Below are 23,509 nucleotides of genomic sequence, written 5' to 3' on the forward strand. Positions count from 1 at the left end.
ACACAATCGCACCAGACTTGTTATAGAGCGCCTGCCGGTTACATACCGTATATATCTTTAGAATCAAAACCCTGGCTTGATCATGAAGTACACGAACGCCCTTACAGAACGCCTTGGCCTCACCGTGCCGATCATTCAAGCCCCCATGGCCGGCAGCGATTCCCCTGGCATGGTCGCCGCAGCCGGTGAAGCAGGCGCTCTGGGCTCGATGGGCTGTTCCTATATGGCCGCAGATCAGGTTCGCGACGCTACCAGCCAGGTGCGGACCGCCACAAATCGCGGCTTTAACGTGAATCTTTTCGCGCCCCTGCCGATCCCTGACCGACCCTCAGACCTGCATAACGCCCTGAACCTCGTTGCGCCATATCATGAAGCGCTGGGTCTTGCGCCGCCAGAGGCCCCACAGTCCGGCGGCTTCGATTTCGACAGCCAGGTCGAAGCCCTGCTCGATTCCGGTGCCAGCGTCTTCAGCTTTGCCTTTGGCGTCATGCCGCCAGAGGTGATTGCCGCCGCCAGGGATCGCGGCATGTTCATCATCGGCATGGCGACAACGGTGGAAGAGGCTGTCGCGCTGGAACAGGCCGGTGTGGATGCCGTGGTAGCGCAGGGCTCGGAATCCGGTGGCCACCGGGGCAGTTTCCTAGGAGACTTCACCGCCTCCATGGTCGGAACCATCGCGCTAGTGCCGCAAATGGTAGACGCTGTCAGCGTGCCCGTCATCGCCTCCGGCGGCATAGCGGACGGACGGGGCATTGCCGCTGCGCTCACCCTCGGTGCGAGTGCGGTGCAGATCGGAACAGCCTTCCTCGCCTGCGAAGAGGCCGGTATCCCGCAAGTCTACAAAGATACCCTGATTGGCGCGAGTCCATCACGCACGCGGATAACTCGTGCGTTCTCCGGCCGCCCTGCGCGCGGCATCATCAATGATTTCATGGAAGCCGCCGAGGCCGCCAACGCGCCGGACACACTTCTGCCCTTCCCCTACCAGAACGCTCTAACGCGACCCATGCGCAAGGCTGCGGCACAACAGGGCAAAGCGGAATATCTATCCCTATGGGCCGGACAAGGCGTTGGCCTGACCCGGCGTATGACGACCCAAGAGCTGATAGACGCTATGATGGCGGAAACCGAGGCAGCACTGGCGCGTGTCAGCGTGTAGCCGTTCACCAGTCCGGTGGATCTATGTCCAGAATGTCCGCGCGTCGGAAGGTCACCCCTGCTCCCCGTTCCAGCTGCGGCATGTCATCGGCATCGTCCACCACGCGGCCAATCAGCTGATCGCCGTCAACGGCGATCAGTTCGACACGCAGGATTTCCCAGTAATAGATACGCCCGCGCGGCCAGCCCTTGAAGGCGAGGCTCACGATATCGCCCGGCTTCAGCGCGGCAAGCCCCTCGGCGGAGGGCGGGTCCCACGTATCGGAGGGCTCCGGTTCACTCAGCGGGTCGACGACCCACCAGCGGCCGAAGCGGCGCCGGAATGCATCATAAAGGTCTTCCCTCCATGCCATTCCGGCGCCTTTCGTTCAGTTTAGCCGCGGCACATCGCGCAGATCTTGTTGCCGTCCGGATCGCGCAGATAAGCGAGGTACAGCTTCATGCCATTGCCTTCGCGCCAGCCCGGCGGGTCTTCGATGGCCTTGCCGCCTGCTTCTAGGCCCGCCTTGTGCCAGGCATCGGCCTGTTCCGGGTTCTCAGCCGCAAAGCCGATCGTGCCGCCATTGGCGAAGCTCGCCGGCTTGCCGTCAATCGGCTTTGTGACCAGGAAGGTGCCCCCATTGTGCAGATAGATCAGACGCCCCTTCGGATCCGTGATCGCCTCGCGGCCGCCCAGCGCCTTGAATGTGGCGTCATAGAATGTCTTCGAGCGGTCAATGTCATCCGACCCGACCATTACGTGACTGAACATGTTTACGTTTCCTCTTTTTTTGTTCGCGTTCACTTATAACTGACGCTCAATGTCGTACAGCCGTAAAATCCGCAATCCCCGCAGTCCCAGTCGACAATCACATTGGTGCCTTTGTAAACCAGTGAAACAGATTGAGACGGTGGATTGTCGGGCATCACATTAATATTCATTGTTTCGCCGTGAGATAGACACTGCTCGGAATATTCAGCGAATTCATTGATGGAAACATGATGGGTCATCGGCGCAATCGTCTTAACAAAAGAGCGATCTATTGCATCGGCGCATTCATCGCACTCAGTCTTCCAGCCAAGGGAATACATGCAGATGCGACCTTCTGAGCACCCGCCCTGAAACAGCCGCACATAGCGCTGATCCAGGTCAGACTCTGGCATGGCTTCGACCCATGTTCTGAGAGCGTCGCAATATGCCTCCTTCAGCGGTTCTGAGGTGCCATTTGAAGCACAGGCCGACACGAAGAGAATGAGCGATGAGAGAACAAGACGCATCAGGACTCCCCTACAGTTCCAATATCTTACTCTTGCGCATCAGCTCAAAGGCCTCAGTGAATCGGCCAGGTCTCATATTGCAACTGTGCACCCTGCATAACAGGCGGCAAGCTTGCATGGAGCGAGTAGTGGCGTGAACTTCGCGGCTGCTGGGTCCCGGCTCTCCCGCCGGACTTCCTACGGAATCCGGCCGGGATGACACAGTGGGTTCCTGTCATCCCGGAAAGCGCAAAGCGCTTATCCGGGATGCGAAGAGAGGGCCTAGTCGTACACTACCACGCTGCGGATGCTTTCGCCTGCGTGCATCAGGTCGAAGGCGTCGTTGATCTTGTCGAGCTTCATGACGTGCGTGATCATCGGGTCGATCTGGATCTTGCCGTTCATATACCAGTCGACGATCTTCGGCACGTCCGTGCGCCCTTTTGCGCCGCCAAAGGCCGTGCCGCGCCAGTTACGGCCCGTGACCAGCTGGAACGGCCGTGTGCTGATTTCCTTGCCGGCTTCCGCCACGCCGATGATCACAGACGTGCCCCACCCGCGATGGCAGCATTCCAGCGCCTGTCGCATCACATCCGTATTGCCCGTGCAGTCAAAGGAATAGTCCGCGCCACCGCCGGTCAGCTCCACAAGATGCGCCACGACGTCAGCGGTGTTCTTCGGATTGACGAAATGCGTCATGCCGAATTTCTCACCCCATTCCTTCTTGGAGTCATTGATGTCCACGCCGACAATCATGTCCGCGCCCGCCATCTTCGCGCCCTGGATCACGTTGAGGCCGATACCGCCAAGGCCGAAGACAACCACATTGTCCCCCACCTGAACCTTCGCCGTGTTGACCACAGCGCCCACGCCAGTCGTCACGCCGCAACCGACATAGCAGGCCTTGTCGAAGGGCGCGTCCTCGCGGATCTTCGCCACGGCGATCTCCGGCAGAACGGTAAAGTTCGAAAAGGTCGAGCAGCCCATATAGTGATAGATCGGCTGGCCCTTATAAGAGAAGCGCGTCGTGCCGTCGGGCATCAGGCCCTTGCCCTGCGTCGCGCGGATCGCGGTGCAGAGATTGGTCTTGCCCGAGAGACAGCTTTTGCACTGGCGGCATTCCGGCGTGTAGAGCGGGATCACATGATCGCCCGGCTTCACGCTGGTCACGCCCGCGCCCACTTCGCGCACGATACCTGCGCCTTCATGGCCCAGCACGCTGGGGAAAATGCCTTCACTGTCCAGCCCGTCCAGCGTGTAGGCATCGGTGTGACAGATGCCGGTCGCCATGATCTCGACCAGAACCTCGCCCTCCTTCGGGCCTTCCAGGTCCAGTTCGACGATTTCGAGCGGTTTCTTGGCCTCAAAGGCCACAGCGGCGCGTGTCTTCATAAGGGAACTCCATAATCTGTTGGTGCCATACTACTCTTGCGCCCACGGCGTTAAAGTGGGTAATTCGCAATTCATTGTTGCAAGGCAGGGATAATGCGGACGGATTGGGATGGAATTGAAGAATTCGTCGCTGTGGCGACCAATTTGGGCTTCAAGCCGGCGGCGCAAGCACTGAATGTCTCCACCTCCCATGTCAGCCGCGCGGTCACTCGGCTCGAAAATGCCATTGGCGCGCCCCTCTTCTACCGGACGACGCGCAAGGTATCGCTCACCGATACAGGTCGCACCGTTTTAGCCCATTGCCGCCAATTGATCCAATCACGGGACGAATTGTTCGCCGCTGTCGGCGGAGACAATGATCCCCAGGGTGAAATCAAGATCACCTGCTCCACCTTGCTGGGGGAGCGCTACATCTCTCCCATCGTGCGGCGCTTCTGTCAGGACTATCCCAAGGTCGAAGTCACGATGGACCTCTCAAACCGGCTGGTGGATCTGATCGCGGAAGGGTTTGACCTCGCCATCCGCACGGGCCGGCTTGAGGATTCCCGGCTGATCAGTTCTCGCGTCGCCACACGGCAATTTCTGGTCTGCACCTCCCCCGCCTATCTGGAAGCTCACGGCATGCCACAACGCCTGGATGACCTGAAGGCGCACAATTGCCTGATCGGCTCGTCCAGCAGCTGGCGCTTCAAGATCGGCAGCAAGCATGAAACCCTCCGCCCACGGGGAAATTGGCGCTGCAACTCCGCCGCCTCCGTTCTGGACGGCCTGCTCGCCGGCACTGGCATCGGCCAGCTGCCGCTCTTCTATGTGCTGCCCTATCTTCAAAGCGGCGCGCTGGTGGAATTATTTGAAGACTACCGCCCAGAGCCGGAACCGATCTGGGCCGTCTATCCCCAGGCCCGGCACCTGCAGCCCAAAGTCCATTTGCTGGTGGACCGCATCCGCGCGCAGCTTCAGCCCGGCTTTGAGGCGACGCCCCTGCACCAGTTGCAGCTCTGACCCGGCCAAGCGCCAATCAACTCATATGTTCGAAATGCGCATCAAACCGGCCCATACCGGTTTCCGTCACCTGTCCGTCAATCAGGTCGCAACGGGAAATGTCAAACTGCCCCTTCTCCACACGGATCATGTTGAAGGAAGGCGGCTCGGCTCTCAGCCGCGTGGACAATGTTCCGGAAGATACGGCCAGATAAGCGCCATTGGCGCGCTGGCGCAGCACAACGGAGGGCGTATGCACATGCCCTGTCAGCACCATCTGTATATGGCTCGCCGCCACCTTGTCACAGGCCCGCCTGCCCCGCCGCGTGCGCACCCGCAAAGGTGCATGGGGCAGAGACCGGAACGGATGGTGACAGGCCAGCAGCTTCACATCCGCCTTCTGCTCTCCGGCGCGCATGATCGCCTCATCCAGCTCTTCCAGATTGACGGAACCTTCAGCCCAGTTACGGCGCACCTGCCAGCCGCGCGCCGTATTCAAGCCCACCGCCACGATACCGTCCATCCGAACTTCATGCTGACAGTCTGCGAAATGACGCTTGAAACGCGCAAATGGGTCCAGCGCGCGACTCGCCAGGTCAAACATCGGCGTGTCATGATTTCCGGGCACGATCAGTTTCGGCATATCAAAGCCGGACAGCCACTCCGCCGCCGCATCAAACTCCCGCCTGCGGCCTCTCTGCGTCAGGTCTCCGCAGATGACCAACAGGTCGGGCGCTTGCGCCTTGATATAGGCTTCACACCGGGCAATGGCGTCGGCGTCTTCTGAGCCGAAGTGAATGTCTGAAAGTTGGGCAATCCGGGTCATGAAGACATGTCAGGTACAAAGATTCGGGCCGCTGCATCGATCCTGCGAAACCGGACAGGCGGCTCCATCTCTGTCAGTTCCCCATCCAGAGTCAGACTGATCAGGCGCTTATTGGTCACAGAGACATCCACCTCGGGCAGATTGCGTACGTCGACACTTTCGGCATCGCGCCAGCCGGCGCTCAGCATCTGAAATCCGGTCTTGGCCAGATCAATCAGATTGGCAGGATTGATCGTAGCGACCTCCAGCATGCCAAGCGTGTCCGCATTGATGTTCACCGTCACGGCCGTGGCCTTCTCATGTGGCTTACCTGGCTCGCCCCATTCGATGTTGGATTCGAGGGACAGCGCGGAATCATCATGCACGATCTGGGCGGCCTCCAGAATATGGCCTTCCCGCAAGGCTTCGCGGGACTGGGTCAGGCGCGTCATGTCGCCAATCATCGCGGCAACGAAAAAGCGGTCTCCGCCGACAATTTCGCCGCACGACATGGTCCTGATCTCGCCGCCCTCAAGAGCGCGGTCCAGAATTTCGCTCCAGTCGTCAGTCTCGCCAATTGCGCGATGCGGCAGCATGTTCATCGTCCCCCCCGGCAAAGGTAGTACGGCTGGCCCGTCCGGCCCGGCATGTGACAGGGCGCAGGCAATCGTTCCATCCCCGCCCCACACAATCAACACATCAGGCTTGTCAGCCAGAGCGGCCTTCACAATTTCTCGAATATCCCCTTCCCCGGCCTCATGTATCTTAGCCTCATCCGGCAGGTCGGAGAGTTTCTCGCGTACGAGAGCAGCCGCATCCGCAGGGGTGCTTCCAGAGAGAGGGTTGATCACACAGGACACGCGGCCAAGCCGGGTCAAAGGCTTTGTTGTTGTCATTTTTCCTAAACGCGAAACCCCGCATCAGGTTCCTGCTCAACTGCAGTTGGGCCCACACCCGTAAAGATTCACCGGGCAAGGCGGAAATGATGCGCCAGCGTCGTCAGATAGGTATGCACACGGGCGCTGACTTCTCCCTTCGAAACGACCGCCTCAAGCGCCCCCAGCGTCCAGCCAGCTGCCGGCACCAGGTCGCCGCGTAGCGCCTCAAGCGTCACGCGCTCATCTGTGGTCAGCGGCATCTGCCCGGCCCGATCCAGCAGTACCAGCAAGTCATGCACCTGCCGCATCGCCAGAAAGGCCCGCGACATCGGCGCCATCAGGCTGGCATCGTCGCGCCATGACCGGCCACCGAACATATCCTGCGTCACGGCCTGGCCTGCGCCATGGCAGTCATAGCTGATGCAGCCCGCATAGCCCTCTTCCAGGCGACGCGCATGAATGGCGCAGCGATTGTCCGCGCAGAGGTGCTGGCAGGGCGTATTGGCCGGCTTGGCGTGGCCAAATTCCGGCGACGGGTCGAATGGTGGGGCGACACAGCATAATCCGGCGCACCGGGCGCAATCGGCTTTCAGGGCGGGCTGGGGCATGTCTGTCCGTCTGATCTAGCGAAGGGTGCGGAAAAGTCTCCGGCTTAGGCGATCCTTCCTCCCCTCACAACCGGTCCACGCACGCCGGATCGCGTTGGGGGCTCCCACCCTGCGAAATAATGTCTATATGTGCGCGATGACTGATTCTGCAGGTACCCAATCCTTTTCCGTTGCCATTGCTGGCGTAGCAGGCCGCATGGGCCGGCAACTCGTCGGCGCGGCGCTCGATTCCGGCCTTGATGTCACCGGCGGCAGTGAAGCCCCGGCCTCTGAGCATCTCGGCAGCGACATTGGCGAACTGGCAGGCCGCCGCCTGCTTCACCTGAAACCCGCGACAGACCCGGTCTCTGCTGCAGGCAATGCCGATGTCTGGATTGATTTCACCCGCCCTGCCGCGACACTCGCCGCGCTGGACTCTCTGAAACATACCCGCGTCCGCGCCGCCATAATCGGCACGACGGGCTTCACCCCGGCAGAAGAGGCAGAAATCGCCCGCGCCGCGAATGGCCTGGCCATCGTCAAGGCGGGCAATTTCTCGGTCGGCGTCAATCTGCTTCAGGCCCTGACCCGCATGGCCGCAGAACGCCTCGGCCCGGACTGGGATATCGAGATCTACGAAACTCACCACCGCCGCAAGGTGGACGCGCCCTCCGGCACGGCGCTGATGCTGGGCGAGGCCGCCGCTGAAGGCCGGGGCAAGCCGCTGTCAGAGCTGCGCGCGCCTCCCTATGATGGCCCGGATGCCAAGCGCCGCGCAGGCAATATCGGCTTTGCTGTGCGCCGCACTGGCGGGGTAATCGGAGATCATGAAGTCAGTTTTGGCTCCGATATGGAGCTGCTGACCCTCAGCCACACAGCGCTGGATCGCGCCGTTTTTGCGCATGGTGCGCTCAGCGCTGCTGCGTGGGCCGTTCAACAGGACCCGGGCCTGTACAATATGAACGATGTGCTGGGTCTTTCCGGCAACTAGGGCCATTCCTCGCATGCCCAGCAGATGAATCAGGGTTGACGCCCCCGCGTGCAATGGCAGCATGACAAGTTCGTTATGTTTTTGCCACAGGATGGGCGATGATCGGTATAGTAGTAGTCAGCCACGGAAAGCTCGCGCGCGAACTGGTCGCCGCCACAGAGCATGTGGTTGGGGAGCAAGAGCGCTTCCGCTCGATCTCGATTGAGGTCGAAGATGATATTGAGGCCCGCCGGGATCAGATCCGCGAAACGGCCAAATCCTGCGATACCGGCAAGGGCGTTATCATCCTGACAGACATGTTTGGCGGCACACCGTCCAATCTGGCCATGTCGGTGATGAGCGCTGGCCATATCGAAGTCCTCTCCGGCGTGAATCTGCCCATGCTGATCAAGCTGGCCGAAGTGCGCGGAGAGCTTGGCCTGAAGGACGCGGCCAAGATCGCCGCCGAGGCCGGCCGCAAATATATCAACATCGCGTCTGAATTGCTGGCGAAGTCCAGCTGATGACAGATACGCAGACCACCGCCAGCCAGCGCGCCACCATTGTCAACCGGAAGGGCCTGCATGCCAGGGCATCCGCCAAACTGTCGCGTCTGGCCGGGGAGTTCGACTCCCGCATCATCGTCACCCATGAGGGCGAAACGGCCGATGCCCGCTCAATCATGGACCTGATGATGCTGGTGGCACATACGGGCTGCGAAGTGGACATTCGCGCAGAGGGCCCGGACGCCGCAGAGGCGGTCACCGCCATCGCCAGCCTGATCGCCGAAGGCTTCGGCGAACAGGGCGACGCCGACGCGCTTTGCTGAAGCCGCCCCTTCCAACGCGCCCAAATCATCCCTATATTGGTCATGTCTTCGGACTATGGCGATAAACGCGCGTGTAATAAGCGGTTCGGACCCGGGGGCGGTACCCGGCGGCTCCACCAAAAGCAGGTTCAGGCGGATTCACCTACGCCTGTTTCTGACGGGGCCGAAATAGGATCGACGGACGTGTAAAGACGATGCCTTCGCCGGATTGGGCCCCCTCAGAAGCCCATATCACATAGTTGCAAACGACAACTTTGCTGAAGGTGAACTGCTCGCAGCGTAAGCTGTGCGCGGATTACCGCTTTAACTCCTAGGGATTCAGCTCTCTAGGCGGGGCCCGGAGGCGCCTGGCAACAGAAGCCTCCACCTTATCCCTCTCCCCACAATTTCCGGACAATCTCGCGGGCGCAACTAGCCTCTCGCGCTGAGACCCGTTAGCCTTTGGGCCAAGCAAAGGGGGTTCACCATGAAACGTATAGTTCTGGCAGCTATATCGGCGCTGCTTCTGGCGGCCTGCTCAGCTGAGCCCCCTGCGCCAGACAGGAGAGACCGCTCCATGCCGAAACAGGATACGCCCACCACGCCCGCCTATGCCGCCAGCGGCTTGACGGCCAAGCCCCTGCCCGAACTGGCCGAAGCTCTGAAGGCGGGTGACATCAGCGCCGAAGCGCTCACCCTGGCCTATATCGAACGCATTCAGGCCGTCGATCAGTCCGGCCCGACACTGCAGGCCGTGCTCAGCCTGAACCCGGATGCCATGGCACAGGCCCGCGCTTTGGATGCCAAGCTGATGGCCGGGGAACCGGTCGGCCTGCTGCACGGCGTGCCGATCCTTGTGAAAGACAATATCGAGACACGGGACCAGATGCCGACCACGGCCGGCTCGCTCGCGCTGGAAAGCAATTTCAGTGAGCGCGATGCGCCCCTGATTGCGGCCTTGCGCGCCGAGGGCGCGATCATCCTTGGCAAGACCAATTTGAGCGAATGGGCGAATTTCCGCTCCAACACATCCATGAGCGGCTGGTCAGCCCTCGGCGGACAAGTGCGCAATCCGCACATGCTGGACCGCAATCCCTGTGGGTCCAGCTCCGGCTCGGGCGTTGCGGCGGCAGCGTCGCTGGCGGCTGGCACGATCGGCACGGAGACCAATGGCTCGATCATTTGTCCCTCTACGGTCAATGGAGTCGTCGGGTTCAAGCCAACGGTCGGCCTTGTCTCACAGGAATATATCGTGCCGATCTCTTCATCGCAGGACACGGCCGGACCGATCACGAAGACCGTGGAAGGCGCCGCCCTGATGCTCACCGCCATGGCCACCGGCGAAGCAAAGACAGACTATGTCGCAGCCCTCGACATGCAGGCTCTGCAAGGCAGGCGCATCGGTGTTCTACGGGATGCCGAAGGCGACAATCCGCACATCCGCGCCCTGTTCGAAGATGCCCTGAGCGAGATGGAAAAATCTGGCGCAACCCTGGTCGACATCAAGGGCCCTGACATGCCAGGAGAGTTCTGGAGCAAGTCCTACACTGTGCTGCTTTACGAATTCAAGGCTACGCTGAACGCCTATCTCGCGACCACACCGAACACTGTGACCCACCGCACGCTGAAGGATATCATCGCCTTCAATACGGAAAATGCCGTCACCGAACTCGCCCTGTTCGACCAGAGCATTTTTGAGGCCGCAGAGGCGAAAGGCGGGCTCGCTTCAGAAGACTATATCGCCGCGCGCGATTTCGTTCAGTCCGCGACCCGGGAAAACGGCATTGACCGAATGCTGGTCGAAAACAATGTCGACGCGCTGGTTGCCCCAAGCGGCCCCTTTGCCCCGCGCGTGGACCCGGTGAATGGCGATGTCTGGCCGGACTGGCCGGGCGCGGGCTCAATGGCGGCGGTGGCCGGCTATCCACACCTCACGGTTCCCATGGGCACATATCGCGGCATGCCGGTAGGCATATCCTTTATCGGCGGCAAGGATCAGGACGCCAAGATCCTCTCCCTCGGCTATGCCTATGAACAGCTCAGCCAGAAACGCCCGGAACCGCAATATTATCAGACCGCAGAAGACCTGCCCGAAATCTCCACAGCCATGAACCGGCACTGACCGACTAAGCTGACGGCCCACACCTGGCCCGCCTTCGCGCGGGTCACAATTAGAGGAGGATTGTGCCCTTGCCGTCCTTTTCCAGCGCGCGGATATAGGACGGGTATTCCCGCATCTGTGTCAGGAAACGATGGGCATTCGGATAGCGCTCCGCATCCATCCCCGCACGGTGCGCGCACAGTTCCATGGAATAGCCCATCACGATGTCCGCCGCCGTCAGACTGTCTCCGGCGAACCATTTGTGCTCCCCAAGCGCGCGCTCGATTTCGCTCATCAGGGCCTTCAGGCGCGGTCCAAAAAAGGCCTTGTCCAGCCCGCCGACCATCATCTTCGCCGCCGGCTTCAGAAAAAAGGGCGCACGCCCCGTCATCGCCATCATGACAAATTTGTTGGTCAGCAAGGGCTGCAAACTGCCTTGAGACGTGTGGAACCAGAACAGATAACGCGACCGGTCCGGCGTGCCCGGTGCGGGGCGCAGGCGGCCATCATCATGCTTGTCACAGATATAGTCGACAATGGCATTGGTCTCGGCCAGGTTCAGCCCGTCATCGGAAATACACGGTGCCGTGCCCAGCGGAGAGATGGCCTTGTACTCTGCCGGGGCCAGCCGCGTCTGAGGATCGCGGTCATACAGCTTCACTTCATACGGCACGCTCAATTCCTCCAGCAGCCACAGAATGCGAATGGACTGGGATTTCTCCAGATGGTGCAGCGTGATCATGTGTTTCCCCTCATCAAACAGGCGCTAGTCAGCAAATTAGGGCAGCCCTGCACCGCCGCCCAGCCTGTCGCGGGGGAAAAGCCGCAAATAATGTCAAATCCTGCACCTTTCGACGCAGCCTGCGCGCCGCACCTTCACATTCACGCAACAATCGGCCTTTACCGGAAAACAGACTCTTTGCCATCGGGATGAGACCTTATGAGACACCCCCTTCGCCTGATCCTGGCTGCGGCCAGCCTGCTGCTTGCCGCCACCTGCGCCACCCAGCCAAAACAAGCTTCCCTTGCCCCGCAGGACCAGCCGCGCGTGCTGATGATCGGCCTGGATGGCCTGCGCGCAGACTTGCCTGGCCGTTCCGACGCGCCAAACCTTAAGGCGCTTGCGGCGCGCGGTGTGCAGGCCGAAGCGATGTATCCCGTCATGCCCAGCAAGACCTTTGTGAATTTCTACTCCCTCGCAACGGGGCTCTATCCCGAACATCACGGCATGGTGGCCAACGCCCCCTATGACCGCGAACTGGACGAGACCTTCACCAATGATACAGGCCCGCAGGACAGCCGCTGGTGGGGCGGAGAGCCGATCTGGATCACCGCCGAAAAGCACGGCCTGAAGACAGCCATCATGTTCTGGCTCGGCTCCGAAGCAGAGATTGAGGGCATGCATGCCAGCCGCTGGAGCCCCTATGAACATGAAAAACCTTATCAGGAGCGCGTCGACGAAGTGCTTTCCTGGTTTGATGGAGACCCGGCAGACTGGCCCCGTTTCGCCGCCGTCTATTTTGACCGGGTCGACACCGCCGCCCACTATTTCGGTCCGGACTCACCCGAAGCGGCAGAGGCCGTGAAGGAAGTAGACGGCTATGTTGGCCAACTGGTCGACGGCCTGAAAGCGCGCGGCCTGCTCGATACCACCACCATCATCGTGGTCGCAGATCATGGCATGTCGCTCGCCACGGAAGACAAGGTGATCGACATTGGCGCGATGCTGGATATGGACGCCCTGATCATTCCGCAATTCAGCGGCAAATATGGCGGCTCGCCCCAGCCTTTCATTCAGGTCTATGGCGATGAAGCCGCCATCGAAACGACCTACCAGCAGCTGAAAGACTTCAGCCCGCACATCAAGGCATGGAAGCGCGGTGAAATGCCGGACTATTACCATTTCGATCACCCGACCCGCGGGCCGGACCTGTTCGTTCTGGCTGAGCCGGGCTGGAACGTCCGTGCCGTGAAGTTTGGCAGCGGCGGCATGTTCATGAAGGGCGTGCACGGCTATGACAATCACGCGCCGGATATGGCTGCCACCTTCATTGGCGCCGGTCCGATCTTTCCGAAAGGCGAGATCGCCAGGCCCTTCGAGAATGTGAATGTCTACATGATGGCTGCCTGTGCCCTCGGCATTCCCCCTGCCCCAACGGATGGAGACCCGACCGTCGTCGCAGAGATTACCGGCAATCGCTGTCCGGCGAAATAACGTCAGCCCATGCAGTGTGCAGAACGCAGGCTCAGGCCGCGTCCAGCTCCGCGCGTACATTCAGATGGTCTGAACAGATCTCGGTCCCGTGATGGTAATGGCTCAAATCCAGCGCGGGGCCGGTCAGGATATGGTCATAGGCCTGCTGCGGCTTCCAGGCCGGATAGGTCGGCACGGCCTGATGGGTCAGTTCTGTCCGCATACGGCCCAGAAACCCTTCAATGGCGCTGGCATGCAGGCCGCAATTGAAATCTCCCATCACGACCCAGCGGCCATGACGGGGTAGATTATCTGCAATGAAGTCCAGCTGGCGTTCCTGGTCCTTGCGCCCAAGGCTGAGGTGCACGCACACCACATCAAAGCTGATCTCGGCCTCCACGGTCGCAATCAGACAGCCCCGCCCCGGCACACGGCCCGGCAATTTCAAATCGCGTATGTCCTGCAGCGGATAGTGGCTGAGAATGGCATTGCCATGGCGCGAGATACCCCGCACCACCCGATTTTCCTGAATCGCCAGATGCTCATGCTCTGACAATTCGGCAATCGCATTCGCCTGACAGCGATAGCCTGCGCGGCGCCCGCCCAGATCCACTTCCTGTAGACAGACAATGTCTGTGGAACGGATCGTCTCGGCGATGGTTTCCAGTATGCTCGCCTTGGATCTGGTATGGAAAACCTGCCGATGCGCGCGCGTCAGATACTGGGAATAGCCAGCGGTCGCGATCGCAGCCTGAATGTTCCAGGTCATCAGTTTCAAGGGCGCGGGCTTCCTTTGGCAGTTCGGGCAAGTCAGGGTAAGGGCACAGAGTTGCGTACTATTGGGGTGAACACATGATTCCGCTGCTGAGTTCCATACCCTTCCTGGTTCACTTCACGCTGTCGGTTCTGGCAGCGATCCGCCTGCTTTACCGCAAACGCGCCGTGAACACGACCCTGGCCTGGCTGTTCCTGCTGTTCGGCCTGCCGATCATCGGCGTCGTGCTTTACCTGCTGTTCGGCGATCACCGCCTTGGCCGCCGCCGGATGCAGATGGGCGAACGTCTGCGCAGCTTCTTCCTGCGTGTCTTCAATATCGAGGAAGCGACCGTGCCACTGAACGCTGCCGGCTCGCCCCGCTATGAGGGTCTGGCGCGCGCCATTCAGGCCGATACCGGCTTCCCCGTCCTGCCCGGTTTCGGAACGCACTTCTTCACTGATGCCGGCGCGCTCTATAAGTCCATGCAGGCAGACATTGATGCCGCTGAGGACAGCGTGTTCCTGGAATTCTACATTCTGGACCCGTCCGGCCGCGTGGCCGATGTGCTCTCCGCTGTGGAGCGAGCCGCAAAGCGCGGTGTGGAGTGCCGCATCCTGGCCGATGATTTCGGCTCGAAAGCCTTTTTCCGCTCTGTCTGGCCGCACAATCTGGAGCGCGCCGGCGTGCACATCGTGCGCTCCCTGCCGGTCAATTTGCTAACCTCCTTCTCCCGCCGGTCAGACCTGCGCAATCACCGCAAGATTCTGGTCTGCGACCAGAGCGCCGCCTATGTCGGCAGCTACAACCTCGCAGACCCAAAACTGTTCAAGACCGATCGCGGGGTTGGCCAGTGGATCGACATGATGATGCGCGTCGAAGGGCCGGTCGTGGATGCCATCACGTCAGTCTTCCTGTCAGACTTCCTGTTCGACAGTGTCGGCCATGCAAATATCGGCCGCGCAGACCTGAACGCCTTGCCGATCGAAGCGCGCGAAAACACGCATGAAGGTACGTCGGTCAGCATGCAGGTGCTGCCGTCGGGCCCGGAAATGCGCAATCCCACAATCTATGAAGTGCTGGTCGCGATCATTTACAGCGCGCAGGAGAGGCTGCGTATCGTCTCCCCTTATTTCATCCCGGACCCGGCCGTACAGCTGGCCCTCGTCTCAGCCGCCAAGCGCGGCGTGGATGTTGAGGTCATCGTGCCCGAACGGCTCGACTCCCGCCTCGCCCAGTTTGCCAGCCAGTCCGCCTACCGCGAATTGCTGCAGGCGGGCGTGCGCCTGATCCGCTATCGCGGCGGGCTGCTGCATACAAAGATTGTCCTCGCGGATGACGAGATCGCCCTGTTCGGCACACTGAATGTCGACATGCGCAGCTTCTATCTCAATCTGGAGCTGACGCTGGTCATCTACGATTCCGCCACCAGCGCCACACTCTGGCAGGAGACCGACAGCTATCTGCCGGACAGTCAGCCGCTGGACCTTGGCACCTGGGAGAAACGTCCGGAATGGCACAAGCTGACGGAGAATATTCTCCGCCTCGCCAGCCCCATTCTCTAAAGCCTGATTTCACGCCCCTCGGCAGCGGATCTATAGATTGCCTCCATCAGGCGCACATCGCGCAGGCCCATCTCGCCGGGCGTCAGAATGGTCGTCCCCTCCCGTACGGCCTGCCCGAAATGATCGCACATGCGTGCAAATTGCACATTCGGGTCACCCGGAACCAGGTCTTCCGACACGCCATTACGGGTCAGGGTCATCTTCTGCCCGTCATAGCTCGTCGCCGGGCTCATATGCAGCGTGCCGGTCTCGCCCTCAACATGGATCATATTCTTGCTGTCCGGGGCATTGTAGGATGTTGCCAGCTGCGTCAACGCCCCGGACGGGAAGGTCAGTTCCGCCGTCACGGTGGAAAATATCTGCTCGAAGCGCGGATCATTGGCCGGCTTCTTCGTCGCCGCCTTCAGGCTGACCGGCATCTCTCCCGTCAGGTACAGTGCCGCCTGCAGCGAATACAGGCCATAATCCTCCAGCGGGCCGCCCCCGGCCAGGGCGCGCACAACGCGCCAGTTCTCTGACACATTTGTCGGCCCCATCATATACTGGTGCGCCGTGTCGATCATCCGTATCGGGCCAATTGCGCCGTCCCGCATCAACTCCATGGCGCGCAGATTGAACGGCTCGAAATGACAACGATAGCCGATCATCAACTTCTTGCCGGCCGCTTCAGACGCTGCGATCATCCGCTCGCACTCTTCAGACGACAGCGCCATCGGCTTCTCGCACATCACATGCTTGCCCGCGGCAAAGGCCTTTTCGGTCCACTCCGCATGCAGGCCCGTTGGCAGCACGATATAGACCGCCTCGATGCGGTCATCCCCGGCAATCTGATCAAAATTGTCATAGGAATAGATCGCGTCTTCCGGCAGGCCATAGGCGGCGGCCACTTTCGCGGCCTTGTCCGGATTGCCTGACACGACTGCCGCGACATGGCAGCGGTCAGAGGCGGCCAGCGCCGGCATCACCTTGCCAATGGCATAGCCACCCAGCGCCACGACGGCGACGCCGACACTGCCCTCTTTCGGGGCGGGTGGAGGACTATCTGGCAGTTCGCCCCAATCCGGCCATGGCCGACCTATGGCCTTGGCGGGAAGCGCCGCGCCTTCGGCCGTCGCACACCCGGCCACCCAGGGCGCAGCAGCAAGGCCTGCCCCGGTCATGACCATGAAATGCCTGCGTGACTGAATGAAATGCATCATGTCTTTCCTCCCGGATGCGCTGATTTTTTGTTAGCGCTATCTCTAGGCAGAAAAACCCAGTCCGCCACAGCGGTCAAGAAAAAAGCCGGAACGCAGCCCGAACGGCACGCCCCGGCTTCTTGCAGGCCGTCGCCTAATTGATTTTGTTCAGCTCATCGCCCAGCACATCCATCAGTTCGGGATGCTCGGTCTGGATGCGCATGATCTCTTTCATCATGCGGCCTTGCACTTCGGCCAGTTCGCCAGCCCGGCTGGCCAGAACCTGCATCGCCTTCGTGCTGCCTGCCTCATTGTCCAGCTCTTCCTGCATGGCGTTGAGACCTTCGGCGGCCTTGTTAAGTGTCTTGGCGGCTTTTTCGGCGCTCTTTTTGTCTTTCACCGTTTCCAGCGCGTCAGCGATACGTGTCATCTCGTTGACATAGGCCTCGCCAATATCCTTGGCAGAAGATTTGGCCGTGATGTCTGTGCCGGTCTTGCCCTTCACATCATTCTGGCCACAGCCGGTCAGCATCAGCGCGGTTGCGAGCCCTGCGGCCGCGAAAATTCCTGTTTTCATGAGGATGTCCCCTTTGTCTTGCCTTAAGAATCTGCGCCACTTAACCTGCCGCATGCGGCAATACTATGACACGGCCTTTACCTTAGCTATAACGCGCTTCCACCTCAGAACCGGACGTGCCCCCCGTCACCGCCTTCAGGCTCGCCTCCAGATCGGAGAGATAATCCTCCACCACATCGGCATGTTTGGGCGAGAGCATCAGGTGTAGACTCGGCGGTTCCTTCGTCACAGACGTGAACCAGCCGCGCCGGTAAATCTCGCCATACACCGCGAAGGCGTGGGCATCCGGATGGTAAAAGGCCATCAGGCCCAGCATCGGATTGCCGACAATTTCAAAGCCGAGGCGCTTCACCCCCTCTTCCATCCGCTCACGCGTCGCGCAGACTTGCCCCTGCAGGCGCTTGTAGCCTTCCACGCCCAGCGTGTTCATCACGCCCCACGCAGCAGAGATCGCCCCGCCCGGCCGTGTGCCCGCCAGCGTCGGCGTCTTCATTGGCGCGCCGCTCCAGCCCGCCATGTCGAACGGCATGTGCTGGTACAGCTCCTCCGAGCGGAACAGCACGGTCGAGGCGCCCTTCGCGCAATAGCCATATTTGTGCAGGTCGGCGCTCATCGAATGGACAGCCGGCACCTCGAAATCGAAAGGCGGCACCGGCACGCCATTCATCCGCGCGAACGGCGCAAAGTATCCGCCGACACAGGCATCGACATGCAGCCAGACATCCTTCTTGGCGGCCACCTCGCCCAGTTCCTCGATCGGGTCGATGATGCCATGTGGGAAGTTCGGCGCAGAGCCGACCATCATCACCGTCGCCTCGTCCACGGCCTCACCCATCGCATCGGGGTCGGCTTCATAGCTGCCATCTGTCTTTAGCGGCACGCGGCGGACCTCGATGTCCATCAGATGCGCCGCCTTGTCGAAGGCCAGATGCGCCGATTGCGCCAGCACGACATTTTGACCCTCGCGCGGCTTGCCGAGGCTGCGGGCATAATCGCGGGCCGTCTTCATCGCCATGGTGATCGAATCCGTGCCGCCCGACGTCATCGCCCCGGTCGCCCCCTCCGGCCCATGCAGCAGGGAGAGACCCATACCGATGACCTCCTTTTCCATCTGTGCGAGACTCGGGAAAGCCAGCGGCCCGAGGCCATTCTCTGCCATGTACAGCCCATAGGCCTCATGCTGGACGGCCGAAATCTCCGGCCCCGCATTGAAGACATAAACCGCCGTCTTCCCGTCACGCCATTGGGCGTCCCCGCCGCCGCGCTGGACCATCTCGGCACGCACCTCGCGCCAGTCGCGTCCCTTTTCCGGCATCCTGATCATGTGACCTCCTCCCGCTCGCGTATATTTTTGTGCACAAAGCTGGGGATAGCCTAGGCTACAGCCCGCAGGCTGACCAGCCTTGCCGTTGCCAAATAGCCCCTGTGAAACAAGGGACGGATTCCTTAACGCCGCTATCATCCGCATCATGGCTGGCGCACGCGAGCCATTATTTTTTCCTCGCCCATTGTGCGAAGGCCGTTGCGGGTCCGGCCGTGCGGGCTTACTGTAGGGCCATAGCGACGAATATTAACGAACCGGGGAAACTGCGCGCCTATGACGGACTATATCGGCTACGAAGCGCTCACCCAGGCAGCCATGCGCGGCGTTGTGCGCGAGGCGCTGAAGCAGGGCCGCAGCAGCGGCGGCCTGCCGGGAGAGCATCACTTCTATCTCACCTTCCGCACCAAAGCGCCGGGCGTAAAGATTGCCGACTATCTGGTCGAGCGCTTTCCGGAAGACATGACCATTGTCATCCAGCACCAGTATTGGGATCTGGAAGTGCATGACGGCCATTTCGAAATCATCCTGAAATTCTCCGGCGTGCCCCAGCACCTGTTCATCCCCTATTCGGCGATCACGCGCTTTGTGGACCCGTCCGTAAATTTCGGCCTTACGTTTGAATCCGCAAACAAGGATGACACCGTCATCTCTCCTGCTGCTGAGGTTGAAGCCCAGCAACAGGCCGCCGATTCCGACGAAGAGACACCGGGCACGGTCGTCAATCTGGACGCCTTCCGTCGCAAGTAACGGGGCCGCCACATGTCAGACACGGAAAAGCCACGGGTCTCGGACGCCGAGATGCTCGCGCGCTTTCAGAACTCCAAGAAGCGTCCGCCCTGTTCGGATACGCTGGGCATGAGTCTGGCCGAGGTAGAGCAGGGCAAAATGCGCATACGGATGGATTTTGACGTCTCCCCCAGCTTCGCCAACCCCACCGGCGCGGTACAGGGCGGATTCATCTCCGCCATGCTGGATGAAGCGATGAGTACCTGCGTCATCATCGCCTCCAATATCACGATGACCGCGCCGACCCTGGAGATGAAGACCAGCTTCCTGCGCCGTCTGATGCCCGGCAAGGCCAGTGTCGAGGCCCGCATCCTGCGCCTCGGCAAGTCTGCCGCCTTCATGGAAGCTGAATGTTTTGACCCGGATGGCAAGCTGGTCGCCAAGGCCACCGCGACGGCCATCCCGATGCTGTTCAAAAGGCTCAGTTGATGAGTTTCGACAAACGCGCCTTCTGGCTCGACATGCTGACCAAAAGGGAGCTGCCGAAAGCTGCCGCCTTTGTCGGCTTCGAACTGATCGAGTTCAACGAGGACGAAGCCTGGATCGAGGCCGCCTTCTTCCTGCCGCCCGAAGCCACCAATCCCGGCGGCGACGCACAGGGCGGCTTTATCTCCGCCATGCTGGACGAGGTGATGAGCATTGCCGGCTCCATCGCGCAGGATGGCCCGGCCATGGCCCCCACCCTGCAGATGACGACCTCCTATATCCGCCCTGTTCCGGTGGGCGTGCGCCTGATCGGGCGCGGCGAATGCGTGCGGCGCGGCCGCTCCGGCATCTTCACGCGCGGCGAGCTGACCAGCGAAGACGGCAAACTCCTCGCCCAGGCCACTGCCAGCTGCATCCCCCGCCCAATGGATTGGTAAGGCTTTCCAGGGCTGAATCGCGCCTGTGCCATAAACATGGCGCTCATCCCGAAAACGTGTCATAGGGCGCGGGAACACTCCTGCGCCGCGCGTCTGCTACGCGCCTGCGCCCCAGAAAGCCCTATACATGACGACTGCCCCTTCCATCCCGTCGGCGCTCGCCGAGGCCCTTGCCGAGCGTGGCTATGACACGCTTACCCAGGTCCAGACCGCCGTAATCCAGCCAGACCTCGCCGGAAAGGATCTGCTTGTTTCAGCGCAGACAGGCTCCGGCAAGACGGTCGGCTTTGGCCTGGCCATGGCAGACGATCTTTTCGAAGGCGCTGACCGGTTTGCCCCGGCTGAGGCGCCGCTCGCCATCATCGTCGCCCCGACCCGCGAACTGGCCCAGCAGGTCGCCCGCGAACTGCAATGGCTTTACGGCCCCTCCGGCGCGCGCCTGGCCACCTGTGTCGGCGGCATGGACATGCGCGATGAACGCCGCGCGCTTGGCCGCGGGGCCCACATCGTTGTCGGCACGCCGGGACGCCTCGCAGACCATATCCGCCGCGGCTCGCTCGACACGTCCGGCATCCGCGTCGTCGTACTGGACGAGGCCGACGAGATGCTCGACATGGGCTTCCGCGAGGAGCTGGAATTCATTCTTCAGGGTACGCCCGAAACGCGCCGCACCCTGATGTTCTCCGCCACAGTGCCGAAAGGCATCGCTGCCCTGGCTGGCCGCTATCAGCGCGATGCCCAGCGCATCACGACCGCGGCGGAAAAGGAACAGCACGTCGATATTGACTACAAGGCCCTGCTCGTCGCCCCCGGTGATGAAGAGAACGCCATTGTCAACATTGTGCGCCATTCCGACAGCGAGACCGCCCTCGTCTTCTGCACGACGCGCGCGGCCGTGAACAAGCTGATGAGCCGCATGGGCAATCGCGGCTTCCCGGTCGTCGCCCTGTCGGGGGAGCTGAGCCAGAAGGAACGCGGCAACGCGCTGCAGGCCCTGCGCGATGGCCGCGCCCGCGTCTGCATCGCGACCGATGTTGCCGCCCGCGGCCTGGACCTGAAAAATCTCGGCCTTGTCATCCATGCAGACCTGCCGCGTGATCCCGCGACCCTGCTGCACCGGTCTGGCCGTACAGGCCGCGCCGGCCGCAAAGGGACAAGCGTTCTCTTGGTCACACCGCGTGCCCGCCGCCGGGTTGAGCGCCTGCTGAAGGATGCCCGCATCGAAGCAAGCTTTGGCAAACCGCCGTCTGCGGAGGAAATCAGCGCGCAGGATGACGCCCGCCTGATGGCCGATCCGATCTTCACCGAAGACGCGACCAGCGAAGACGCAAACCTCGCCCGCATCCTGATCGACACCTATGGCGCCGAACAGGTTGCCGCCGCCTTTGTCCGCCGTCACCGCTCGGAACGGACCGCGCCGGAAGATCTGCGCGAAGTGGATGATCGTCCGCCTGCGCGCGATCGCAAGGAACGCGGCGAGCGCGGAGACCGCCGCGAGCGCTCCGACCGCAGCTGGGAAGACCGCCCGCCACGCGAGGCGCGCGAGCCACGTGAACGCCGCCCCCGCGAGCCTCAGCCCGGCTTTGAAAACGCCACCTGGATCGGCCTCAATGTTGGCCGCCGCAAGAATGCCGAGGCCCGCTGGCTGCTGCCCATGCTGTGCAAGGCGGGCGGCCTGTCACGCGAAGACATTGGCGCGATCCGCATCAACCCCGCCGACACGCATGTCGAGCTGAAGCCGGACGCCGCCAAGCGCCTGTTCGACACGATCAAGCCGGATGGCACTTTGGAAAAAGGCCTGCGCGCCTTCTCTCTGGACGGGGCCCCTGCCCCGCATGGCGGCCATCCGGATACGCCGGAAGACGAAGCGCCCCGCCGCCCGAAGCCCCGTATCCAGAAGAAACCTGCCGAAGCCCCCGGCAAGCCGGTCATGGACCCGCTCGCCGCCTTTGACGGAGACGCCCCGCCGCGCCGCAAGCCGAAAAAGCCTTTCGACAAGGCCAAGAGCGGCGGCAAGCCCTTCAAGCCCGCCGGCGCACACAAGAGCGCCCGCCCGGCCCACGCCAAGTCCAAACCCGGCTTTGCCAAATCCGGCCCCAAGACGGGTCCAAAATCTGGCCCCAAAACCGGCAAAGCCGGCAAGGTCCACCGCAAGGGCCCCAAAAAACCCCCGCAGGACTAAAGCCCAATTCCTCTTGCCACCCAAATATATGGTTTGTATATAGTTCATATATAAACCATATTAAGGGGCCGGAATGGGCATCGTAAACATAGAAGATGAGCTGCACGACCAGCTACGTCGCGCCAGCAAGGTATCCTGCCGTTCGATCAATGCGCAGGCGGCCTACTGGATCAGGATCGGCATGCTGTGCGAGACCAATCCGACCCTCAGTTTCACGGACATCCTGACGCGCGAGCTGGAGGCCGCCGGCGTATCGGCCCCGCCGCTGACGCCTGAACCCGCCGGAAGCGAGGCATGACCAAGACGCCGCAGGAACTCGCCCTGATGGCCGAATCCGGCCGTCTGCTGGCGTCCGTGTTTGAACATCTGGACCGCATCTCCCTCGCCGGGAAATCCACGCTGCAGATCAATGACCTTGTAGAGCGCTTCATTGAAGATGAGCTTCAGGCACGCCCTGCGAGCAAAGGGCAATACGGTTTTGAATTCGTTCTGAACGCCTCTATCAATCAGGTCGTCTGTCATGGTGTTCCGTCGCCTGCGGACATCTTGCGCGATGGCGATATCGTGAATTTCGACATCACGCTGGAGAAGAATGGCTATATCGCCGATTCCTCCAAAACCTATCTGGTCGGCGATGTCAGCCTCGCGGCCCGGCGGCTGGTGCAGGCAACCTATTCCGCCATGTGGAAAGGCATCCAGGCGGTGCGTCCTGGCGCCCGACTGGGCGATATCGGCTATGCGATTGAGCGTCATGCCAAGCGCGCCGGCTATTCCGTGGTGCGGGATTATTGCGGGCATGGCATCGGGCGGGAGATGCATGAAGACCCGCAAATCCTGCATTTCGGCAAGCCCGGCACCGGCCTTGCCCTGCGCGAGGGCATGGTCTTCACGATCGAACCGATGCTCAATCGCGGTCGCCGCACAGTGCGGACCGAAGAGGATGGCTGGACGGTTGTTACCGCCGATGGCTCTCTCTCCGCCCAGTTCGAGCATACCGTTGCCGTCACCGCCACGGGCGTCGAGGTGTTGACACTCAGGCCGGAAGAACGCGCCCCCGGTTACAAAGCGGCCTGATCCGAGCAGGCCAGCCCTGCCCCAACGCCCCCATTGACGGGTCTCGCACAAGCCAGCAAACCGCTGTCATATCCTTTCTGACAGCGGAGCGCCCAC

General features: G+C 61.4%; 26 protein-coding genes and 1 other RNA gene. 15 read left to right on the plus strand and 12 right to left on the minus strand.

Annotation, left to right across the window (positions count from 1 at the left end; translation table 11 throughout):
- Positions 1 to 82 precede the first annotated feature (82 nt).
- Positions 83 to 1,159, plus strand: coding sequence for an NAD(P)H-dependent flavin oxidoreductase (locus HY2_RS11240; RefSeq protein WP_034827795.1), 1,077 nt, complete (start codon positions 83 to 85; stop codon positions 1,157 to 1,159).
- A 4-nt stretch (positions 1,160 to 1,163) separates the two neighbouring features.
- Here the strand turns inward: HY2_RS11240 and HY2_RS11245 are convergent, their stop codons facing one another.
- The 4 genes from HY2_RS11245 to HY2_RS11260 form a co-directional block, all read right to left on the minus strand.
- Positions 1,164 to 1,511, minus strand: coding sequence for a hypothetical protein (locus HY2_RS11245; protein WP_034827618.1), 348 nt, complete (start codon positions 1,509 to 1,511; stop codon positions 1,164 to 1,166).
- A 20-nt stretch (positions 1,512 to 1,531) separates the two neighbouring features.
- The gene (locus HY2_RS11250; RefSeq protein ID WP_034827620.1) at positions 1,532 to 1,909 is read right to left on the minus strand and encodes a VOC family protein; all 378 of its coding nucleotides are present in this window, start codon (positions 1,907 to 1,909) and stop codon (positions 1,532 to 1,534) included.
- Between the two features lie 29 nt (positions 1,910 to 1,938).
- Complete coding sequence (locus HY2_RS11255) at positions 1,939 to 2,415, minus strand: hypothetical protein (protein WP_034827622.1); 477 nt, start codon at positions 2,413 to 2,415, stop codon at positions 1,939 to 1,941.
- A 261-nt stretch (positions 2,416 to 2,676) separates the two neighbouring features.
- The gene (locus tag HY2_RS11260) at positions 2,677 to 3,786 is read right to left on the minus strand and encodes an S-(hydroxymethyl)glutathione dehydrogenase/class III alcohol dehydrogenase (RefSeq protein ID WP_034827623.1); all 1,110 of its coding nucleotides are present in this window, start codon (positions 3,784 to 3,786) and stop codon (positions 2,677 to 2,679) included.
- A gap of 93 nt (positions 3,787 to 3,879) precedes the next feature.
- Here HY2_RS11260 and HY2_RS11265 point away from each other — a divergent pair, with 93 nt between their 5' ends.
- Positions 3,880 to 4,788 carry a LysR family transcriptional regulator gene (locus HY2_RS11265; RefSeq protein WP_034827625.1) on the plus strand — a complete coding sequence of 303 codons (909 nt, stop codon included), beginning with the start codon at positions 3,880 to 3,882 and terminating at the stop codon, positions 4,786 to 4,788.
- 16 nt (positions 4,789 to 4,804) lie between these two features.
- On the opposite strand, the gene HY2_RS11270 is transcribed toward HY2_RS11265, so the two are convergent.
- The 3 genes from HY2_RS11270 to HY2_RS11280 form a co-directional block, all read right to left on the minus strand.
- Positions 4,805 to 5,593, minus strand: a complete 789-nt coding sequence (locus tag HY2_RS11270) for a metallophosphoesterase family protein (RefSeq protein ID WP_051594939.1) — start codon at positions 5,591 to 5,593, stop codon at positions 4,805 to 4,807.
- Positions 5,590 to 6,468: a diacylglycerol/lipid kinase family protein gene (locus HY2_RS16835; RefSeq protein WP_051594940.1), complete on the minus strand. Its 879-nt coding sequence runs from the start codon at positions 6,466 to 6,468 to the stop codon at positions 5,590 to 5,592. The genes HY2_RS11270 and HY2_RS16835 overlap by 4 nt, the downstream gene beginning before the upstream one ends.
- 68 nt (positions 6,469 to 6,536) lie before the next feature.
- The gene (locus HY2_RS11280; protein WP_034827628.1) at positions 6,537 to 7,058 is read right to left on the minus strand and encodes a hypothetical protein; all 522 of its coding nucleotides are present in this window, start codon (positions 7,056 to 7,058) and stop codon (positions 6,537 to 6,539) included.
- A 136-nt stretch (positions 7,059 to 7,194) separates the two neighbouring features.
- Between HY2_RS11280 and dapB the strand changes: the two genes are divergently transcribed.
- The 5 genes from dapB (at position 7,195) to HY2_RS11300 (ending at position 10,937) form a co-directional block, all read left to right on the plus strand.
- Positions 7,195 to 8,028 (plus strand): 4-hydroxy-tetrahydrodipicolinate reductase, encoded by an 834-nt coding sequence (gene dapB / locus HY2_RS11285; RefSeq protein ID WP_034827800.1) that lies wholly within the window; start codon positions 7,195 to 7,197, stop codon positions 8,026 to 8,028.
- A 98-nt stretch (positions 8,029 to 8,126) separates the two neighbouring features.
- Positions 8,127 to 8,531 carry a PTS sugar transporter subunit IIA gene (locus tag HY2_RS11290; RefSeq protein ID WP_034827629.1) on the plus strand — a complete coding sequence of 135 codons (405 nt, stop codon included), beginning with the start codon at positions 8,127 to 8,129 and terminating at the stop codon, positions 8,529 to 8,531.
- Entirely contained in the window at positions 8,531 to 8,836 is a 306-nt protein-coding gene (locus HY2_RS11295; protein ID WP_034827630.1) for an HPr family phosphocarrier protein, read from the plus strand. The genes HY2_RS11290 and HY2_RS11295 overlap by 1 nt, the downstream gene beginning before the upstream one ends.
- Positions 8,837 to 8,841: 5 nt before the next feature.
- Positions 8,842 to 9,204, plus strand: a transfer-messenger RNA (tmRNA) gene (ssrA, locus tag HY2_RS17045).
- A gap of 98 nt (positions 9,205 to 9,302) precedes the next feature.
- Complete coding sequence (locus HY2_RS11300) at positions 9,303 to 10,937, plus strand: amidase (RefSeq protein ID WP_034827631.1); 1,635 nt, start codon at positions 9,303 to 9,305, stop codon at positions 10,935 to 10,937.
- Positions 10,938 to 10,986: 49 nt separating this feature from the next.
- Here HY2_RS11300 and HY2_RS11305 read toward each other — a convergent pair whose 3' ends face one another.
- On the minus strand, positions 10,987 to 11,658 hold the full coding sequence (locus HY2_RS11305) for a glutathione S-transferase family protein (protein ID WP_034827632.1): 672 nt from the start codon (positions 11,656 to 11,658) through the stop codon (positions 10,987 to 10,989).
- A 198-nt stretch (positions 11,659 to 11,856) separates the two neighbouring features.
- On the opposite strand from HY2_RS11305, the gene HY2_RS11310 reads away from it, so the two are divergent.
- On the plus strand, positions 11,857 to 13,131 hold the full coding sequence (locus tag HY2_RS11310) for an alkaline phosphatase family protein (RefSeq protein ID WP_034827633.1): 1,275 nt from the start codon (positions 11,857 to 11,859) through the stop codon (positions 13,129 to 13,131).
- Positions 13,132 to 13,162: 31 nt separating this feature from the next.
- Here HY2_RS11310 and HY2_RS11315 read toward each other — a convergent pair whose 3' ends face one another.
- Entirely contained in the window at positions 13,163 to 13,879 is a 717-nt protein-coding gene (locus HY2_RS11315) for an endonuclease/exonuclease/phosphatase family protein (RefSeq protein ID WP_233346342.1), read from the minus strand.
- A gap of 83 nt (positions 13,880 to 13,962) precedes the next feature.
- On the opposite strand from HY2_RS11315, the gene cls reads away from it, so the two are divergent.
- A complete protein-coding gene (gene cls / locus HY2_RS11320; protein WP_034827635.1) occupies positions 13,963 to 15,429 on the plus strand; it encodes a cardiolipin synthase in 1,467 nt (488 codons plus the stop codon).
- Here the strand turns inward: cls and HY2_RS11325 are convergent.
- The 3 genes from HY2_RS11325 to HY2_RS11335 form a co-directional block, all read right to left on the minus strand.
- Positions 15,426 to 16,628, minus strand: a complete 1,203-nt coding sequence (locus HY2_RS11325) for a Gfo/Idh/MocA family protein (RefSeq protein ID WP_034827636.1) — start codon at positions 16,626 to 16,628, stop codon at positions 15,426 to 15,428. The two genes, cls and HY2_RS11325, sit on opposite strands and share 4 nt — an antisense overlap.
- Positions 16,629 to 16,761: 133 nt before the next feature.
- Positions 16,762 to 17,184 carry a hypothetical protein gene (locus HY2_RS11330; RefSeq protein WP_034827638.1) on the minus strand — a complete coding sequence of 141 codons (423 nt, stop codon included), beginning with the start codon at positions 17,182 to 17,184 and terminating at the stop codon, positions 16,762 to 16,764.
- A gap of 82 nt (positions 17,185 to 17,266) precedes the next feature.
- Entirely contained in the window at positions 17,267 to 18,508 is a 1,242-nt protein-coding gene (locus tag HY2_RS11335; protein WP_034827640.1) for a pyridoxal phosphate-dependent decarboxylase family protein, read from the minus strand.
- 273 nt (positions 18,509 to 18,781) lie between these two features.
- Between HY2_RS11335 and HY2_RS11340 the strand changes: the two genes are divergently transcribed.
- The 6 genes from HY2_RS11340 (at position 18,782) to map (ending at position 23,413) form a co-directional block, all read left to right on the plus strand.
- Complete coding sequence (locus tag HY2_RS11340; RefSeq protein ID WP_034827642.1) at positions 18,782 to 19,255, plus strand: SspB family protein; 474 nt, start codon at positions 18,782 to 18,784, stop codon at positions 19,253 to 19,255.
- Between the two features lie 12 nt (positions 19,256 to 19,267).
- Positions 19,268 to 19,723 (plus strand): PaaI family thioesterase, encoded by a 456-nt coding sequence (locus HY2_RS11345; RefSeq protein WP_034827644.1) that lies wholly within the window; start codon positions 19,268 to 19,270, stop codon positions 19,721 to 19,723.
- Positions 19,723 to 20,157, plus strand: a complete 435-nt coding sequence (locus HY2_RS11350; protein WP_051594941.1) for a PaaI family thioesterase — start codon at positions 19,723 to 19,725, stop codon at positions 20,155 to 20,157. The genes HY2_RS11345 and HY2_RS11350 overlap by 1 nt, the downstream gene beginning before the upstream one ends.
- Positions 20,158 to 20,284: 127 nt before the next feature.
- Complete coding sequence (locus HY2_RS11355) at positions 20,285 to 22,339, plus strand: DEAD/DEAH box helicase (protein ID WP_064773905.1); 2,055 nt, start codon at positions 20,285 to 20,287, stop codon at positions 22,337 to 22,339.
- Positions 22,340 to 22,412: 73 nt separating this feature from the next.
- Positions 22,413 to 22,637 (plus strand): ParD-like family protein, encoded by a 225-nt coding sequence (locus tag HY2_RS11360; RefSeq protein WP_034827651.1) that lies wholly within the window; start codon positions 22,413 to 22,415, stop codon positions 22,635 to 22,637.
- Entirely contained in the window at positions 22,634 to 23,413 is a 780-nt protein-coding gene (gene map, locus HY2_RS11365; RefSeq protein ID WP_034827653.1) for a type I methionyl aminopeptidase, read from the plus strand. Before HY2_RS11360 ends, map begins: the two co-directional genes overlap by 4 nt.
- The last annotated feature ends 96 nt before the right edge of the window (positions 23,414 to 23,509 follow it).

Source organism: Hyphomonas pacifica, assembly GCF_000682675.1.
GTDB lineage: Bacteria > Pseudomonadota > Alphaproteobacteria > Caulobacterales > Hyphomonadaceae > Hyphomonas > Hyphomonas pacifica.

Bases quoted from the DNA above. Each gene is read 5' to 3' on its own strand.
- HY2_RS11345 (WP_034827644.1), top strand. From the start codon at position 19,268: ATGTCAGACACGGAAAAGCCACGGGTCTCGGACGCCGAGATGCTCGCG.
- dapB (WP_034827800.1), top strand. From the start codon at position 7,195: ATGACTGATTCTGCAGGTACCCAATCCTTTTCCGTTGCCATTGCTGGC.
- HY2_RS11305 (WP_034827632.1), bottom strand. From the start codon at position 11,658: ATGATCACGCTGCACCATCTGGAGAAATCCCAGTCCATTCGCATTCTG.
- HY2_RS11265 (WP_034827625.1), top strand. From the start codon at position 3,880: ATGCGGACGGATTGGGATGGAATTGAAGAATTCGTCGCTGTGGCGACC.
- HY2_RS11325 (WP_034827636.1), bottom strand. From the start codon at position 16,628: ATGATGCATTTCATTCAGTCACGCAGGCATTTCATGGTCATGACCGGG.
- HY2_RS11355 (WP_064773905.1), top strand. From the start codon at position 20,285: ATGACGACTGCCCCTTCCATCCCGTCGGCGCTCGCCGAGGCCCTTGCC.
- HY2_RS11350 (WP_051594941.1), top strand. From the start codon at position 19,723: ATGAGTTTCGACAAACGCGCCTTCTGGCTCGACATGCTGACCAAAAGG.
- HY2_RS16835 (WP_051594940.1), bottom strand. From the start codon at position 6,468: ATGACAACAACAAAGCCTTTGACCCGGCTTGGCCGCGTGTCCTGTGTG.
- cls (WP_034827635.1), top strand. From the start codon at position 13,963: ATGATTCCGCTGCTGAGTTCCATACCCTTCCTGGTTCACTTCACGCTG.
- HY2_RS11300 (WP_034827631.1), top strand. From the start codon at position 9,303: ATGAAACGTATAGTTCTGGCAGCTATATCGGCGCTGCTTCTGGCGGCC.
- HY2_RS11295 (WP_034827630.1), top strand. From the start codon at position 8,531: ATGACAGATACGCAGACCACCGCCAGCCAGCGCGCCACCATTGTCAAC.
- HY2_RS11255 (WP_034827622.1), bottom strand. From the start codon at position 2,415: ATGCGTCTTGTTCTCTCATCGCTCATTCTCTTCGTGTCGGCCTGTGCT.
- HY2_RS11280 (WP_034827628.1), bottom strand. From the start codon at position 7,058: ATGCCCCAGCCCGCCCTGAAAGCCGATTGCGCCCGGTGCGCCGGATTA.
- HY2_RS11270 (WP_051594939.1), bottom strand. From the start codon at position 5,593: ATGACCCGGATTGCCCAACTTTCAGACATTCACTTCGGCTCAGAAGAC.
- HY2_RS11315 (WP_233346342.1), bottom strand. From the start codon at position 13,879: ATGACCTGGAACATTCAGGCTGCGATCGCGACCGCTGGCTATTCCCAG.
- HY2_RS11250 (WP_034827620.1), bottom strand. From the start codon at position 1,909: ATGTTCAGTCACGTAATGGTCGGGTCGGATGACATTGACCGCTCGAAG.
- HY2_RS11260 (WP_034827623.1), bottom strand. From the start codon at position 3,786: ATGAAGACACGCGCCGCTGTGGCCTTTGAGGCCAAGAAACCGCTCGAA.
- map (WP_034827653.1), top strand. From the start codon at position 22,634: ATGACCAAGACGCCGCAGGAACTCGCCCTGATGGCCGAATCCGGCCGT.
- HY2_RS11310 (WP_034827633.1), top strand. From the start codon at position 11,857: ATGAGACACCCCCTTCGCCTGATCCTGGCTGCGGCCAGCCTGCTGCTT.
- HY2_RS11290 (WP_034827629.1), top strand. From the start codon at position 8,127: ATGATCGGTATAGTAGTAGTCAGCCACGGAAAGCTCGCGCGCGAACTG.
- HY2_RS11240 (WP_034827795.1), top strand. From the start codon at position 83: ATGAAGTACACGAACGCCCTTACAGAACGCCTTGGCCTCACCGTGCCG.
- HY2_RS11340 (WP_034827642.1), top strand. From the start codon at position 18,782: ATGACGGACTATATCGGCTACGAAGCGCTCACCCAGGCAGCCATGCGC.
- HY2_RS11335 (WP_034827640.1), bottom strand. From the start codon at position 18,508: ATGATCAGGATGCCGGAAAAGGGACGCGACTGGCGCGAGGTGCGTGCC.
- HY2_RS11360 (WP_034827651.1), top strand. From the start codon at position 22,413: ATGGGCATCGTAAACATAGAAGATGAGCTGCACGACCAGCTACGTCGC.
- HY2_RS11245 (WP_034827618.1), bottom strand. From the start codon at position 1,511: ATGGCATGGAGGGAAGACCTTTATGATGCATTCCGGCGCCGCTTCGGC.
- HY2_RS11330 (WP_034827638.1), bottom strand. From the start codon at position 17,184: ATGAAAACAGGAATTTTCGCGGCCGCAGGGCTCGCAACCGCGCTGATG.